The 14874-nt window shown below is 75.9% G+C and carries 14 protein-coding genes and 1 riboswitch; of the genes, 3 read left to right on the forward strand and 11 right to left on the reverse strand.

Annotation, left to right across the window (positions count from 1 at the left end; all coding sequences use genetic code 11):
* Window positions 1-69: 69 nt before the first annotated feature.
* From ribH to rpe, 5 genes are all read right to left on the reverse strand, one after another.
* On the reverse strand, window positions 70-534 hold the full coding sequence (gene ribH / locus ACFT5B_RS15775) for a 6,7-dimethyl-8-ribityllumazine synthase (RefSeq protein WP_386799914.1): 465 nt from the start codon (window positions 532-534) through the stop codon (window positions 70-72).
* Window positions 531-1820, reverse strand: a complete 1290-nt coding sequence (gene ribA / locus ACFT5B_RS15780) for a GTP cyclohydrolase II (protein WP_386799916.1) — start codon at window positions 1818-1820, stop codon at window positions 531-533. Before ribA ends, ribH begins: the two co-directional genes overlap by 4 nt.
* The gene (locus ACFT5B_RS15785; RefSeq protein ID WP_386799918.1) at window positions 1817-2464 is read right to left on the reverse strand and encodes a riboflavin synthase; all 648 of its coding nucleotides are present in this window, start codon (window positions 2462-2464) and stop codon (window positions 1817-1819) included. Before ACFT5B_RS15785 ends, ribA begins: the two co-directional genes overlap by 4 nt.
* Window positions 2464-3564: a bifunctional diaminohydroxyphosphoribosylaminopyrimidine deaminase/5-amino-6-(5-phosphoribosylamino)uracil reductase RibD gene (gene ribD, locus ACFT5B_RS15790; protein ID WP_386799920.1), complete on the reverse strand. Its 1101-nt coding sequence runs from the start codon at window positions 3562-3564 to the stop codon at window positions 2464-2466. The genes ACFT5B_RS15785 and ribD overlap by 1 nt, the downstream gene beginning before the upstream one ends.
* A 121-nt stretch (window positions 3565-3685) precedes the next feature.
* Window positions 3686-3829, reverse strand: a riboswitch (FMN riboswitch).
* A gap of 83 nt (window positions 3830-3912) precedes the next feature.
* Window positions 3913-4575 (reverse strand): ribulose-phosphate 3-epimerase, encoded by a 663-nt coding sequence (gene rpe / locus ACFT5B_RS15795; RefSeq protein ID WP_386799922.1) that lies wholly within the window; start codon window positions 4573-4575, stop codon window positions 3913-3915.
* A gap of 63 nt (window positions 4576-4638) precedes the next feature.
* Here rpe and pdxY point away from each other — a divergent pair, with 63 nt between their 5' ends.
* Window positions 4639-5490, forward strand: a complete 852-nt coding sequence (gene pdxY, locus ACFT5B_RS15800; RefSeq protein ID WP_386799924.1) for a pyridoxal kinase PdxY — start codon at window positions 4639-4641, stop codon at window positions 5488-5490.
* 21 nt (window positions 5491-5511) lie between these two features.
* Here pdxY and ACFT5B_RS15805 read toward each other — a convergent pair whose 3' ends face one another.
* The 3 genes from ACFT5B_RS15805 to ACFT5B_RS15815 are packed head-to-tail and all read right to left on the reverse strand — an operon-like array spanning window position 5512 to window position 9189.
* Window positions 5512-7020, reverse strand: coding sequence for an RsmB/NOP family class I SAM-dependent RNA methyltransferase (locus ACFT5B_RS15805; RefSeq protein WP_386799926.1), 1509 nt, complete (start codon window positions 7018-7020; stop codon window positions 5512-5514).
* A complete protein-coding gene (gene fmt, locus ACFT5B_RS15810) occupies window positions 7017-7958 on the reverse strand; it encodes a methionyl-tRNA formyltransferase (protein ID WP_386799928.1) in 942 nt (313 codons plus the stop codon). Before fmt ends, ACFT5B_RS15805 begins: the two co-directional genes overlap by 4 nt.
* 10 nt (window positions 7959-7968) lie before the next feature.
* Complete coding sequence (locus tag ACFT5B_RS15815; protein WP_386799930.1) at window positions 7969-9189, reverse strand: benzoate/H(+) symporter BenE family transporter; 1221 nt, start codon at window positions 9187-9189, stop codon at window positions 7969-7971.
* 23 nt (window positions 9190-9212) lie between these two features.
* Here ACFT5B_RS15815 and ACFT5B_RS15820 point away from each other — a divergent pair, with 23 nt between their 5' ends.
* Window positions 9213-9776 carry a helix-turn-helix domain-containing protein gene (locus ACFT5B_RS15820; RefSeq protein ID WP_386799932.1) on the forward strand — a complete coding sequence of 188 codons (564 nt, stop codon included), beginning with the start codon at window positions 9213-9215 and terminating at the stop codon, window positions 9774-9776.
* Here the strand turns inward: ACFT5B_RS15820 and ACFT5B_RS15825 are convergent.
* The 3 genes from ACFT5B_RS15825 to metK all read right to left on the reverse strand — a co-directional run bounded on the left by ACFT5B_RS15825 (window position 9757) and on the right by metK (window position 13844).
* Window positions 9757-10401 carry an HAD family hydrolase gene (locus ACFT5B_RS15825; protein WP_386799934.1) on the reverse strand — a complete coding sequence of 215 codons (645 nt, stop codon included), beginning with the start codon at window positions 10399-10401 and terminating at the stop codon, window positions 9757-9759. The two genes, ACFT5B_RS15820 and ACFT5B_RS15825, sit on opposite strands and share 20 nt — an antisense overlap.
* Window positions 10398-12548, reverse strand: coding sequence for a primosomal protein N' (locus tag ACFT5B_RS15830; RefSeq protein WP_386799936.1), 2151 nt, complete (start codon window positions 12546-12548; stop codon window positions 10398-10400). Before ACFT5B_RS15830 ends, ACFT5B_RS15825 begins: the two co-directional genes overlap by 4 nt.
* Before the next feature lie 66 nt (window positions 12549-12614).
* The gene (gene metK, locus ACFT5B_RS15835; protein ID WP_386799938.1) at window positions 12615-13844 is read right to left on the reverse strand and encodes a methionine adenosyltransferase; all 1230 of its coding nucleotides are present in this window, start codon (window positions 13842-13844) and stop codon (window positions 12615-12617) included.
* A gap of 131 nt (window positions 13845-13975) precedes the next feature.
* Between metK and ACFT5B_RS15840 the strand changes: the two genes are divergently transcribed.
* The gene (locus ACFT5B_RS15840) at window positions 13976-14620 is read left to right on the forward strand and encodes a 4a-hydroxytetrahydrobiopterin dehydratase (RefSeq protein WP_386799940.1); all 645 of its coding nucleotides are present in this window, start codon (window positions 13976-13978) and stop codon (window positions 14618-14620) included.
* Window positions 14621-14874: the final 254 nt, after the last annotated feature.

The following is a 14874-nucleotide window of genomic DNA, read 5'->3' on the forward strand; positions in this document are numbered from 1 at the left end:
GCGTACTTCTTGTGCGACACGCCCGGTGTGTCGCACAAGAAGTACGCACTCACGGGGAGGGGGTGGCGGTCAGAGGGCGCGGAGCGCGACGACGGTCGCGACGGCCGCCTCGGCCGCCTCGGCACCCTTGTCCTCCTTCGACCCCGGCAGGCCGGCGCGGTCGAGCGCCTGCTGCTCGTCGTCGCAGGTGAGCACGCCGAACCCGACGGGCACGCCCGTCCGCGTGGCGACGTCCGTGAGCCCGTGCGTGGCCGCCTCGCAGACGTACTCGAAGTGCGGGGTCCCGCCGCGGATCACGACGCCGAGCGCCACGACCGCGTCCGACGTCGCCGCCGCGCGCGCCGCCGCGACGGGCAGCTCGAACGTGCCCGGCACGCGGATCTCCCGCACGTCCGTGACGTTCGCCTCCGCGAGGGCACGGCGAGCGCCCGCGAGCAGGCCGTCCATGACGACGTCGTGCCAGCTCGCCGCGACGACCGTGACCCGCAGGCCGGTCCCGTCGGTGTGGATGGTCGGTGCTCCGGCGCCGCTCATGCGTGCTCCTCCGTGTCGTTGTCGGTGATGGACTCCAGCAGGTGGCCCATCTGGGTCTTCTTGGTGCGCAGGTAAGCGTCGTTGTAGACGGAGCGCCCCACCTCGAGCCGGCGCGTCGACGCCACGTCGATCCCGCTCGCGGTCAGCCCCGACACCTTGGCCGGGTTGTTGGTGAGCAGCTCGACCCGGTCGAGCCCGAGGTCAGCGAGGATCGCGGCCGCGGCCCCGTACTCGCGCCGGTCCACGGGCCAGCCCAGCTCGAGGTTCGCCTGCACGGTGTCGAGCCCGGCGTCCTGCAGCGCGTACGCGTGGACCTTGGCCAGCAGCCCGATGCCGCGCCCCTCGTGGCCCCTCAGGAAGACGACCGCGCCGCCTTCGCGTGTCACCGTCTCCATGGCGGCGTGGAGCTGGGGGCCGCAGTCGCATCGCAGCGACCCGAACGCGTCCCCGGTCAGGCACTCGGAGTGCACGCGGACGACGGGCGTCTCGGCGGGCTCGAGCGGCGGGTTCGCGGGCACGAGCGCGACGTGCTCCGCCCCCGTCCGCAGGTCGCGGTACCCGTGGATCCGGAAGTGCCCGTGAGCCGTCGGGAGGAAGGCCTCGGTCGTGGCGCGGACCCGCGGGACCCGTGCGCCGTCGCCCGGCGCCGCCTCGCTCGCACTCACCGGGTCGTGCTCGCGCCGCCACGCGATGAGGTCCGCGATGGTGAGGATCAGCAGCCCGTCCCGCTCGGCCAGCTCCTCGACGTCGCCCAGCCGCATCATCGTGCCGTCGTCGTTCACGAGCTCGGCGATCGCGCCGACGACGCCGGCTCCCGCCAGGCGGCACAGGTCCACCGCGGCCTCGGTGTGGCCCGCCCGGTGCAGCACCCCGCCCGGCACCGCCCGCAACGGCAGCACGTGGCCGGGCCGGATCAGGTCGGACGGCCCGCTCGCCGTGTCCGCGAGGACCTGCAGCGTGCGGGTGCGGTCCGCGGCCGAGATGCCCGTCGTGACCCCCGTCGCCGCGTCGACCGTGACCGTGTAGGCAGTACGCCGCGGGTCCTGCGACTGCGGCACCATGAGCGGCAGCTCGAGCGCGTCCGCCCGCCACGTCGGCATCGGCGCGCACAGGTACCCGCTCGAGTGCCGGATCGTCCATGCGACCCACTCGGCGCTCGCGGCCTGCGCCGACAGGACGACGTCCACCTCGTTCTCGCGCTCGGGCGAGTCCGCGACGAGCACGGGACGGCCGGCGCGCAGCTCCTCGAGGGCCTCCTCCACGGTGGCCAGCCGGACGGCGCTCATGCCCGCTCCTCGGTCGTGGCGGGGGCGGCCGCGACCTGCAGGTGCTGCAGGTGGCGCTCCACGTACTTCGACAGCACGTCGACCTCGAGGTTGACGACGTCGGACGTACCGAGCCGCCCGAGGGTGGTGTCGGCGAGGGTCGTGGGGATGAGGGAGACGCCGAACGCGTCGTCGAACACCCAGGTGACCGTGAGCGAGACCCCGCTCACGGTGACCGAGCCCTTCTCGGCGAGGTAGCGCGCGACGTCGGGCGAGGTCGCGACCGTGACCTCGTCCCACCGCGGTCCGGGGACCCGCTCCCGGATCGTGCCGATGCCGTCGACGTGGCCCTGGACGACGTGGCCTCCCAGGCGGGCGTCGGCCCGCAGCGCGCGCTCGAGGTTGACGCCGCGGCCCGGGGCGAGCTTCTCGAGGGCCGTGCGCCGCAGGGTCTCGGGCATGAGGTCCGCGCTGAACGTCCCCGGGCCGGCCGACCCGAGCGACGTCACGGTGAGACAGACACCGTCGACGGCGATCGAGTCGCCGTGCCCGGCGTCGGACGTCACGAGCGGGCCGCGCACGGTGAGCACCGCGTCCTTCTCGGGTCCGTCGGGGAACTCGATCCCGACGACCTCGCCGACCTCTTCGACGATCCCGGTGAACATCAGGCCTCCTGTGCAGTTGGGCGAGAGGGAGAGGGATGCGTGCGCGCCGTCAGCAGGACGTCGTCCCCCAGCCGGCGCACGTCGTGCGTGCGCCAGCGGGGCGCGTCCGCGAGGGTCGTGACGCCGAGGTCGCCGACGGCGCCCCGGCCGGCCCCGAGCAGCACGGGCGCGACGTAGGCGTGCAGCTCGTCGACGACGCCCGCGTCCAGGAACGCGGTGGCGAGCCGCGGCCCGCCCTCGACGAGCAGGGTGCGGACCTCGCGCGCGGCGAGCGCGGCGAGGACCTCGGTCACGTCGTGCGTTGCGAGGTGGACGAGCGCGCCGCCCTCCTCGGTCCGCAGCCGGGCGGCAGGGGGAACGTCGCGCCGCCCGACGACGACGCGCAGCGGCTGGTGCGCGGCGAGACCGCCGCCCGGCCGGCGGGCGGTCAGGGCGGGGTCGTCGGCCGCCACGGTCCCCGTGCCGACGGCGATCGCGTCGACGGTCGCGCGGACCTCGTGCGCGTGAGTGCGCGCCTCGGGGCCGGTGATCCATCGGCTCGAGCCGTCCGCGGCGGCGACGCGCCCGTCGAGGGTCGTGGCCGTCTTGAGGATCACGTAGGGGCGGCCCGCGGCGGCCGCCGTGGCCCAGGCGTGGGTGAGCTCGGTCGCCGCCGACGTCGGGCGGAGCTCGGTCCGCACGCCGCGGCTCGCGAGGTGCTCCGCTCCCCCGGCCGCGACCGGGTTCGGGTCCGCGACCGCGTAGACCACCTCGGCGACGCCGGCCTGCTCGAGCGCGACGGCGCAGGGACCGGTCCGACCGGTGTGGTTGCACGGCTCGAGGGTGACGACCGCGGTCGCGCCCCGGACGTCGACGCCCGCCTCGCGCGCCGCGGCCAGCGCCGCCGCCTCGGCGTGGGGTGTGCCCGCGCCGCGGTGCCAGCCCTCGGCGAGGACGGTCCGCTCCGGCGCGCCCGCGGCGGAGGGCGCGAGGAGCACGCACCCGACGCGCGGGTTCGGACCCCAGGACGGCCCGCGGGTCGCGAGCTCGACGGCGTGCGCCATGGCGTCGTCGACGGAGGCGACGGCGCGGGGTGCCGCGGCGGCGGGGTGGTCGGTCATGGCGGTGCGGGCGGTCCTTCCGGGCGGTGCGTCGGCGCACCTGCTCCGGGGGTCGGACGAGGCCCGGGTGCGCCACGTCAGGCATGGCACCCCGCACCACGGGACGTCACGACGACGCCCCGCACGCACTGCCTCCCATCCGGACTTTCACCGTCGGTCCCGGAATTCCACCAGGTCAACCGCCCCGCTGCCTCGGTCGAGGCTGCTGGACGGGTCGCGGACTGTCACCGCCGGTTCGGACTTTCACCGACCCCGGAGCACGTGCTCGTTGCTTGCTAACGATGATGCCACACGCCGTGTTCCCGGCCGGGCACGAGCGGCCCTGTGACCGCCTGTTGGGACGACGTGTCAGTGCGCGTGCCCCGACGCGAGCTGCCGCAGCGCGTCGATCTCCGCCGGGACGTCGTCGGCCCCGTACACCGCCGAGCCCGCGACGAAGACGTTCGCGCCTGCGTCGGCGGCGCGCTCGATCGTCGAGCGCGAGACCCCGCCGTCGACCTGGACCCACACGTCGAGGTCGGCGGCCGAGATCGCCCGCCGCGCGCGGTGGATCTTCGGGAGCGTGCCGTCGATGAACGACTGGCCGCCGAATCCCGGCTCGACCGTCATGACGAGCAGCATGTCGATCTCGGAGAGCAGGTCGAGGAACGGCTCGACGGGCGTCGCGGGGCGCAGCGCGAGGCCCGCGCGGGACCCCAGCCGCCGCAGCTCGCGCGCGAGCCGGACGGGGGCGGTGGCGGCCTCCGCGTGGAACGTCACGGACTGCGCGCCGGCCTCGGCGAAGCCCGGGGCCCAGCGGTCGGGGTCCTCGATCATGAGGTGGGTGTCCACGGGGACGGGGCTCACCTGGACGAGCCGCTCGACGACCGGCAGGCCGATCGTGAGGTTCGGCACGAAGTGGTTGTCCATGACGTCGACGTGCGCCCAGTCGGCCGTCGCGATCTTCCCGAGGTCACGCTCGAGGTTCGCGAAGTCGGCGGACAGGATGCTCGGGGCGATGAGGGCTGCCATGCGGCCCAGCCTAGGGGCGGACGACCGCCGCGGGCGCGCCGCCCGCGGTGGGATGATCGGGGCGTGAAGATCCTCTCGATCCAGTCAGCGGTCGCCTACGGGCACGTCGGGAACTCGGCAGCCGTCTTCCCGCTCCAGCGCATCGGCGTCGAGGTGCTCCCCGTGTACACGGTGAACTTCTCGAACCACACCGGCTACGGCCAGTGGCGCGGCCCCCTCATCAGCCCCGACGACGTGCGCGAGGTCCTCCGAGGGATCGAGGAGCGCGGGGTCCTCCCCCAGGTCGACGTCGTCCTCTCGGGATACCAGGGCGGCGAGGGCATCGCCGACGTGATCCTCGAGGCCGTCGAGCGCGTCAAGGCCGCCAACCCCGACGCCGTGTACTCGTGCGACCCGGTGATGGGCAACGCGAAGTCGGGCTGCTTCGTCGCCCCCGCGATCCCCGTGCTGCTGCGCGACCGCGTGGTCCCGGCGGCCGACATCATCACGCCCAACCAGTTCGAGCTGGGCTTCCTCACCGGCACCGAGCCGGACACGCTCGAGTCCACGCTCGCCTCGGTCGAGCTGGTCCGTGCCACCGGGCCTCGCACCGTCCTCGTGACGAGCGTCGAGCGCCCCGACCGCGAGGACGGCACCATCGAGATGCTCGCCGTCGACGACAGCGGCGCGTGGCTCGTCACGACCCCCTACATCCCGATGAAGGCCAACGGCTCGGGCGACGTGACGGCCGCGCTCTTCACGGCGCACTACCGCCGCACGGGCGACCTCGCGGACGCCCTCGCGCGCACCACCTCGAGCGTCTTCGACCTGCTCACGCGCACCCACGAGTCGGGCGAGCGCGAGCTCCAGCTCGTCGAGTCGCAGGAGGCGTACGCGCACCCTCGGATGCAGTTCACGCCGGAGCGCGTCGCCTGACCGCGCCCCGGCGGGGCGTCGCTAGGCCGCCCGACGGCGCAGCAGCGTGAGGTGCATGGCGTCCGTCCCGTGGACGTGGGGCCACAGCTGCACGTCGAGGCGGTCGGCGAGCGGTATCGCCTCGCCCGCGACACGGCGCACCGCCTCGGCGGCGTCCACGCGCTCGACGTCGTCGCGGCGCCGCAGCACGTCGTCCACGACGACCCGCGTCTCCGCGAGGTGCGGCGAGCACGTCACGTAGGCGACGAGCCCGCCGGGCCGGACGGCGTCGAGCGCGGAGGCGAGGAGCTCGCGCTGGAGCGCGGTGAGGTCCTGCAGGTCGGTGGGCGTGCGGCGCCAGCGGGACTCCGGGCGGCGGCGCAGCGCACCCAGGCCCGTGCAGGGCGCGTCGAGCAGCACGCGGTCGTAGGCGCCCGGCTCGAGCGTCCCGACCTCGCGGCCGTCGCCCGTCCGGACCTCCGTGACCGCGTCGCGCACCGCGCGGACGGACCGCTCGACGAGCCGCGCCCGGTGCGGCGCGACCTCGTTGGCGACGACCGTCGCACCCCGCTCGAGCGCCAGCGCGCCGAGCAGCGCCGCCTTCCCTCCCGGCCCGGCGCACAGGTCGAGCCAGCGCTCCCCCGCGCCCGCGGCACCGTCGACGTCCGCGGCGGCGAGGGCGAGCGTGACGAGCTGGCTCCCCTCGTCCTGCACCCCCACGCGCCCCTCGGTGACGCCGGGCACGGCGGCGGGGTCGCTGCCGGGCAGCACGACGGCGGTCGGGGCCCAGCGTCCGGCGGCGCCGTGCGCGTCGGACCGGACCTCGTCGGGGTCGGCGAGGCCGGGCCGCGCGACGAGCGTCACACGGGGCGCGGTGTTGTCGGCCTCGAGGAGCGCCGGCAGGTCGTCCGCCGTGAGCCCGTTGCCGACGAGCGCCTCACGGAGCGAGCGGACGATCCACGCCGGGTGGCTCTGCGTCGCGGCCAGGGCGGCCGTCTCGTCGGGAGCGGTGACCCGCAGCTCCTCGAGCCAGGCGTCGAGGTCGCGCTCCGCCACGCGCCGCAGGACCGCGTTGACGAACTGTCCCGCGCCGCTGCCGACCCGGTCGCGGACCAGCCCGACGGTCTCGGAGACGGCCGCGTGCGGCGGGACCCGCATCCCGAGGAGCTGGTGCGCGCCGAGCCGCAGCGCGTCGAGGACCGGCGGGTCGGTCTCGGCCAGGGGCCGTGACGAGCACCGCGACAGGATCGCGTCGTACCGGCCGCGGAGCCGGAGCGTGCCGTAGGCGAGCTCGGTCGCGAAGGCAGCGTCCCTGCCTTCGATGCGTCGCTCGCGCAGCAGCGGCGGCAGGACGAGGTTCGCGTAGGCGTCGGACGCGTCGACGTCGCGGAGCACGTCGAACGCCGCGGTCCGCGCGGGGTCCGCCGCGCGGCGGCGCTGCGACGGCGCCTGCGAGCTGCGGTTCCGGTCTCCGCGCAGTCGTGCGGCGCCCCGCTCGCGCCCGCGCGAGTCGCGGCCGTCGTAGCCCCCGCGACCGCCCTGGCCGCTCACGCGGCCGCCTCCGCACCGAGCACGGCGTCGCCGCCGAGGCGCGCTCCCCGCGCCCAGTCGGCCGCCGCCATGTGCTTCTTGCCGACGGGCGCGACGTTGCCGAGCTCCACGGCGTGGGTCGCGGTGCCGACTAGCACCTCACGCTTCCCGGTCCGGACCTGGCCCGGGGCGAGGTCGGTGACGTCGGTGCGGGGCCGGACGGGACCGAGCCCGAGCCGTCCTCCGTCGGGCGCCGTGGTCCACGCCCCCGGCGCCGGGGTGCAGCCGCGCACGAGCCGGTCGATCGCGAGGGCGGGCCGGCTCCAGACGACGCGGGCGTCGTCGGGGGTGATCTTGGGAGCGAGGCTGACGCCGTCGGCGGGCTGCTCCACGGGGGTCGCGGTTCCGTCCTCGATCGCGTCGAGCGTCCCGAGGAGCAACGGGGTGCACGCGGTCGAGAGGCGGCCGAGGAGATCGCCGGACGTGTCACGCGCCCGCACGGTCTCGGTCATCGTCCCGAACACCGGGCCCTCGTCGAGTCCGGGCGTGAGCCGGAACGTCGAGACGCCCGTGACCTCGTCGCCCGCCATGACGGCGCGCTGCACGGGGGCGGCCCCGCGCCAGGCCGGGAGGAGCGAGAAGTGGACGTTGACCCAGCCGTGGGGGACGGCGTCGAGGACGGCGCGCGGGAGGATCTCGCCGTAGGCGACCACGACCGCGGCATCGACGCGCAGGCCGGCGAGGACGTCGAGGAAGCCCTCGCTGCGCGGCCGCGCCGTGATCACGGGCAGGCCGGCCTCCTCGGCGCGCACGCGGACGGGGCTCGGGGTGAGGGCCCGGCCTCGGCCCACCCTGGCGTCGGGACGCGTGAGCACGGCGACGACCTCGTGGCGCGAGCCGAGGAGCGCCTCGAGCGACGGAACGGCGACGTCCGGGGTCCCGGCGAAGAGGAGGCGCATGGGCCCGATTCTACGGGCGGGCAGCGTCGTCGGTGGTCGCGGCCGCGGCGGAGGTGGGCGCCGAACGGTGCAGCACCGCTCCGACGACGAGTCCCGCGAGCAGCGCCCAGAACGCCGCACCCACGCCTGCGAGCGCGACCCCGGACGCCGCGACGACGAACGCCACGACCGCCGGCTCGCGCGGCCCGTCCGCGACGAACGCCCCCCGCAGCGCGCCCGCGAGGCTGCCGAGCAGCGCCAGCCCGGCAGCGGCCTCCACGACGCCGTCGGGCGCGAGGGCGACGAGCGCCGCGAGCCACGTCGAGGCGAGCGCGAGCACCACGTAGCACCAGCCGGCGACGTGCGCCGCGAGCCAGCGGCGGCGCGGGTCGGGGGCGGCGTCGGGCGAGGCGGCGAGGGCCGCGGTGATCGCGGCGAGGTTCACGGCGTGCCCACCGACCGGCGCCGCGAGCACCGTGCCGATCCCGGTCACCGTCATGGCGGACCGCCACGGCACGCGGTACCCGAAGGTCCCGAGCACGGCGACGCCGGGGACGTTCTGCGACGCCATCGTGACGAGGAACAGGGGAACCGCCAGCCCGACGACGGCCTGCCAGGTCAGGTGCGGCGTCGTCCAGACCAGGTGCCCGACCGACGCGCCCGGGAGCCCGCCGTGCCGGAGCTCGTCGACCACGACGAGGGCCAGCGTCAGCGCGAGGGCGGCCGGCGTCGCCCACCGCGGCGCGAGCCGCAGGAGCACGAGCCAGACGACCACCACCGGGACCACGAACGCGGGCTCGGAGGCGAGAGCGCGCACGGGAGCGAGGCACAGGGTCAGGAGCACGCCCGCGAGCATGGCTTGCGCGACCGGCACCGGGATCCGCCCGACGAGCGCCCCCAGCCGCGGCCATGCGGCCGTGACCAGCACGAGCACCCCCACGAGCACGAACGCCCCGACGGCGGCGGCCCACCCTCCCGCGACCGTTCCGGTACTCACGAGCAGCGCCGCGCCGGGCGTCGACCAGGCGAGCGTGAGCGGGATCCGGTGCCGCCACGAGAGCAGGACCATCCCGATCCCCTGGGCCAGGCAGAGCGCGGCAAGCCCGGAGCCGGCCTGCGCCGGCGTCGCCCCGACAGCCCGGAGCCCGGCGATGACCACCGCGAACGAGCTGGAGAACCCGACGAGAGCAGTGACGACGCCCGCGAGCACCGGCCGGGACCGGTCGCTGCGGGCGACCCGGGAGCGTTCCATATACGGAACGATAGTCTGAGCCTGTGGCAGCGCACGAGCACCCGGACCCGAGCGACGACGTCGCCCTCCGCGTGGGCCGCCGGATCCGGCAGCTCCGTGAAGGCCGCGGGCTCTCGCTGTCAGCGCTGGCCGCGCACGCGGGCGTCGGCAAAGGCCTGTTGTCCGAGCTCGAGGCGGGGCGCCGCAACCCCACGCTCGCGAGCCTCTACGCGCTCGCGGGACCGCTCCGGGTCACGCTCGCCGACCTCCTGGGCGACGCGCCCGGCAGCGTCGTCGACGGCGAGGGCGCCCGGAGCAGGCTGCTCGACGTGCGCACCGAGGACGACGGCACGACCGTCGAGGTCTACACGCTCGAGCACGACCCCGGCGTGGCGCGTCGGTCTCCCGCGCACGCACCCGGCGTCGTCGAGCACCTCGTGACCACGCGCGGGCGGTTCCGGGTCGTCCGCCACGGCGAGGACGGCGACGAGGTGCACGACGCGCCGCAGGGGCGGCACGTGAGCTGGACCAGCGACGTCGCGCACTCCTACGAGGCGGGACCCGACGGCGCGACGGCCGTCCTGGTGATCACGACCCCGCGAGGCTGACCCCGAGGCCGCGCAGGTCGCGCCGCAACGCCCCCGCCGTGGTGAAGCGCACCGCGACGAAGCCCACCCGCGCGGCCGCCTCGACGTTCGCCGGAGAGTCGTCGACGAAGACCGTGCGGGCCGGGTCGAGCCCGAACCGCTCGGCCGCGCGCTCGAAGATCGCGGGGTCGGGCTTGACGAGCCCCTCGCGGCCCGAGACGAGCACGTCCTCGAGCAGTCCGATGGCGGGCGCCGCGACGGGCCCGTGGGGGTACGTCTCCGCCGACCAGTTCGTCAGCCCGTAGAGCCGCAGCCCGAGCGCCCGCAGCTCCCGCACGACGTCCTCGCTGCCGGGGACCGGCCCCGCGAGGGTCGCAGCAAAGCGGGTCACGTAGGCGTCGATGAGAGGCGCGTGGTGCGGGTGCGTCGCGGCGACCTCGTCGCGGACGTCAGCCCACGACAGGCCGGCGTCGGCGCGGAGGTTGAGGCGGGGGAAGTCGACGTCGGCGAAGAACCGCTCGACGTCGTCGCGCGAGGCGATCCCCTCGAACGCGCCGTGCGGGTCCCACCGGACGAGCACGTTCCCGAGGTCGAACAGGACGGCCTCGACGGGCTCCTGGCGGTCGGCAGCGGGTTCGATGGTCACACGATCTCCTTCGGGTCGAGCCGGACACGGAGGTCGCCGCCCTCGCGGCGCGCGCTGCGCACGGCGAGCGACGTCGCCAGCTGGCGCGCCAGCTCGCGGCCTTCCTCCCACGGCACACGGACGAGCACCCGGACGGGTTCGGCGCCCGGCAGGACGAGCGCGCCGTCGTCGGGCGCGCGACCCGGGCGCTGCGTGGACACCGGGTCGAGCGTCACGGGGCCGAGCACGGCGTCCCCGGTGGCCAGGGCGACGCGCCCGACGACGGCGGACACCGCGGTGCGCTCCCCCTCGACGGACGCCATGCGCACCGCGGGCGGCAGACCGAGCTCCGCCACCTCGTCGAGCTCGCGCGCGGCCAGCCCGACAGGGTCCCAGCGCACGAGCGCCCCGGTGGGCGCGGGGGCCGCGTCGCCGACGAGGAGAACCGTGCCGCCGTCCGGTGCGGCGCGGACGAGCGCGGCCGCGGCGAGCCACCGGGCGAGCGCGTCCTGCGCCACGCCGAGACCACGACCGGCCGTGCTCGCGGCGGCGTCGAGCAGCAGCGCGCACGCGTAACCACCGGTCGCGACCGGCTCGGCGCCGGGCGTCGAGACGACGATCGCGCGCCGCGCCGGCACGGTGTCGAGCACCCCCGTCGCCGCGCCCGACACCCGCACCGTGACCCCGGGAAACGCGCGCCCGAGCTCCTCGGCCGTGCGCCCCGAGCCCACGGACGTCGCACGCAGGCCGTGCGCGCCGCACTCGTCGCACGTCCAGTCCGCGGCCAGCCGGCCGCACCAGCGGCACTGAGGGTCCGTGCGCGCGCCCGACAGGCCGAGCGGCCCATGGCAGGTCGCGCAGCGCGCGGGGGTCCGGCAGCGCGAGCACGCGACCACGGGGACGTACCCGCTGCGCGGGACCTGGACGAGCACCGGACCGGCCTCGAGGGCCTGCCGGACGGCGTGCAGCGCAGGCGCGGGAAGACGCGCCGCGGCACCCGGGCCCTCCTTCGCGAGCTCGACCGACGTCAGCGCCCGCACCCGCGGGGTCCGCTCGCGCACGACCGCCCGCGGCGCGACGACGTCCTTGGCCCAGCCGCGGGACACCAGCGCCTGGGTCGCGGTCGTGCGGGCGTGCGAGCCCACGAGGAACGCGCACCGCTCGAGCTCCGCGCGCAGCGCGAGGACCTCCCGGGTGTGCGGGTAGGGGGCGCGCGGCTCGGCGTGCGTCTCGGCGGTGTCGTCCCAGCAGACCACGAGCCCCAGCTCCGGCACGGGCGCGAACGCAGCGGCGCGCGTCCCGATCGCCACCCGGACGTCGCCGCGCAGCACCGCGAGGAACTGCGCGTAGCGGGCCGACGGCCCGTCGTCGGCCGTGAGGTGCGCGACCCGGCCCCCGGTCGAGGGCACCCACGGCCCGAGCCCGCGCGCCTCGAGGGCGCGCGAGAGGCGGGCGACGTCCCGCGCGTCGGGCAGGACGACGAGGGCGCCGCGTCCCCCGGCGACCGTGACCCGCACGGCCTCGGCGAGGGCGGCCGACCAGTGCGCACCCGTCTCGACGAGCGGGTCCGGTCCGGGCAGCGTCGTCCAGGCCGCGCGCGGCGCGCCACCGGCAGCGAGGTGGCGCAGGAGCGCGACCCCGCCCCGGTACGCACGCCATTCCCCGGGCGCCGCAGCCAGGGCGGGGAGGTCGGCGTCGGCGGCGTCGGCGTGCGCCGCCTGCTCGGTGCGGGCGTGCCGAGGAGGCACGGCGAGACGGAGGACGTCGGCGAGCGTGCCCGCGTACCGGTCCGCCACGGTGCGCGCGAGCCGGAGCACCGACGGCGTGAGGACACGCTCGGGCGAGACCACGCGGCGCAGCGGGACCAGGCGGTCCCCGTGCTCGGACGACTCCGCGCGCTCGAGCACGTACCCGCCGACGTCCTGCCCGCCGAACCGGACCTTGACCCGGACGCCCGGCTGGGCGGCGTCGCTCGCGTCCGCCGGGACGGCGTAGTCGAACGTGCGGTCGAGGTGGGCCGGGGGCAGCTCGAGCGCGACCCGCGCGACCGGAAGCTCCTCGGCGAGCGGGATGCCGCCCTCGGCTACGCGTCGACGTCTCGCCCCGCGTGGGGTGCCGGCCGTCTCGAGGCCCGGCAGCGCGAGCTGCTCGACCGGTTCCGCTCCCATGGCCCTATCCCAGCACGCCGCGCCCGCCCCGGGGCGCCACGTGCACAGGCGGGGCAGCCCGCCCGGTCAGACGGCGGCGCGCAGCGCGTCGACGCGGTCGGTACGCTCCCACGTCAGGCCGTCGAGCTCGCGCCCGAAGTGCCCGTACGCCGCGGTCCGCCGGTAGATCGGCCGCAGAAGGTCGAGGTCCGCGATGATCGCCGCGGGACGCAGGTCGAAGACCTCGCGGATCGCCGCCTGGATGCGCTCGACCGGCACGGTCTCGGTGCCGAACGTCTCCACGTACAGGCCGACGGGGTGGGCACGCCCGATCGCGTACGCGACCTGGACCTCGCACCGGCGCGCGAGACCCGCGGCCACGACGTTCTTCGCGACCCAGCGCATCGCGTAGGCCGCCGACCGGTCGACCTTCGACGGGTCCTTGCCCGAGAACGCGCCGCCGCCGTGGCGTGCCATCCCGCCGTACGTGTCGACGATGATCTTGCGGCCCGTGAGCCCCGCGTCGCCCTTGGGCCCACCGATCTCGAACTTGCCGGTCGGGTTCACGAACACCTGGCGCGGCCCCTCGAGGCTCGCGCCGTCCGGGAGCTCGAGCGCCGCGAGGACCGGCTCGATCACGCTCTCACGGACCTGCTCGCGCAGCTCCGACTGGATGGTCTTCTCGTCGTGCTGCGCCGACACCACCACGGTCTCGATGCCGACCGGGCGGTCGCCGTCGTACGCCACCGTGACCTGCGTCTTGCCGTCGGGCCGCAGGCCCGGGAGCGTGCCGTCCTTGCGGACCAGGGCGAGCCGCTCCGCGAGCCGGTGCGCCAGGAACACCGGGAGCGGCATGAGCGTCGCGGTGTCGTCGCAGGCGTACCCGAACATGAGGCCCTGGTCGCCCGCGCCCTGGACGTCGAAGGGGTCACGCGTCACGGACGGGCCCGACGAGTCGTCCCGCTCCTCCTCGGACTTGTCCACGCCCTGCGCGATGTCCGGGGACTGCTGCCCGATCGACACGGACACGCCGCACGAGTCGCCGTCGAACCCGATGTCCGACGACGTGTAGCCGATGCTCTTGACGACCTCGCGGACGATCTGCGGGATCTCGACGTACGCCGTCGTCGTGACCTCGCCGGCCACGTGGACGAGGCCGGTCGTCACGAGCGTCTCCACCGCGACCCGCGCGCCGGGATCCTGGGTGAGCATCGCGTCGAGGATCGCGTCGGAGATCTGGTCGCAGACCTTGTCCGGGTGTCCTTCCGTCACCGACTCGGAGGTGAACAGGCGCATGCCGGAGAGGTCGCTCGTCATGCGCGCCAGCGTACAGGCGCGTACGTCCGAGGGAACCCCCCGTGCACGTGCGTGTCCGCACGTCGAGACGGCGCGGCGCCGCGCGGGTCCGGCGAGGTGCCCACGCGGGCAGGCCGCGCCACGATGGGGAGATGACGACGCTCACCGGACAACAGGTCGACGACGCAGCCCCCACGGGCTGGGCGAACCTCGGCGGGGTCCTCGTGACCCGGTTCGCGACACCCGACTTCGCGACGGGCCTCGAGCTCGTCGACGCGATCGGCGCGCTCGCCGAGGAGGCGAACCACCACCCCGACGTGGACCTGCGCTACACGCGTGTCGACGTCGCCCTCACGAGCCACGACGCGGGCGGCCTCACGGCCCGGGACGTCGAGCTGGCGCGGCGGATCACCGAGGCCGCGGCCGTGCGGGACCTCACGCCCGACGAGACCGACGTGTCCCGGGTCGAGCTGGGGCTCGACTCCCCCGACCACGCGCGCATCCAGCCGTTCTGGGAGGCGTTCCTCGCCTACGAGCACCGCCGCGGGATCGACGACGAGCTCCGTGACCCCGCGGGAGCTCAGCCCCTCGTCTGGTTCCAGCCTTCGGGCTCGGAGGAGCCGCGCCAGCGGTGGCACCTCGACGTCTGGGTGCCACCGTCGCAGGTGCAGCCGCGCATCGACGCGGCGCTCGCGGCGGGCGGGACGGTCGACGACGCCGCCGCCCCCGCCTTCTGGGTGCTGGCGGACGCCGAGGGCAACCGGTCGTGCCTGTGCACGTGGCAGCAGCGCGACTGAGCGCAGCCACCTCACGAAGCATCCCGGCCGTGGGTACCTCACGAAGTAGACCGGCATCCGGGGTACCTCGCGAAGTAGACCGGCATCCGGGGTATCTCGCGAAGTAGACCGGCAGCCGGGGTACCTCGCGAAGTACCCCGGATGCCGGGGTACTTCGGCGTTCAGGCGTGGCCCGACGACGCCGCGAAGCCTGGGCGGGCAAGGCGGCACGAAGCGAGACGACGGCGAGGCACCCGCCCGCGAGCCCGACCACG

Source organism: Luteimicrobium sp. NPDC057192, from assembly GCF_042670205.1.
GTDB lineage: Bacteria > Actinomycetota > Actinomycetes > Actinomycetales > Cellulomonadaceae > Luteimicrobium.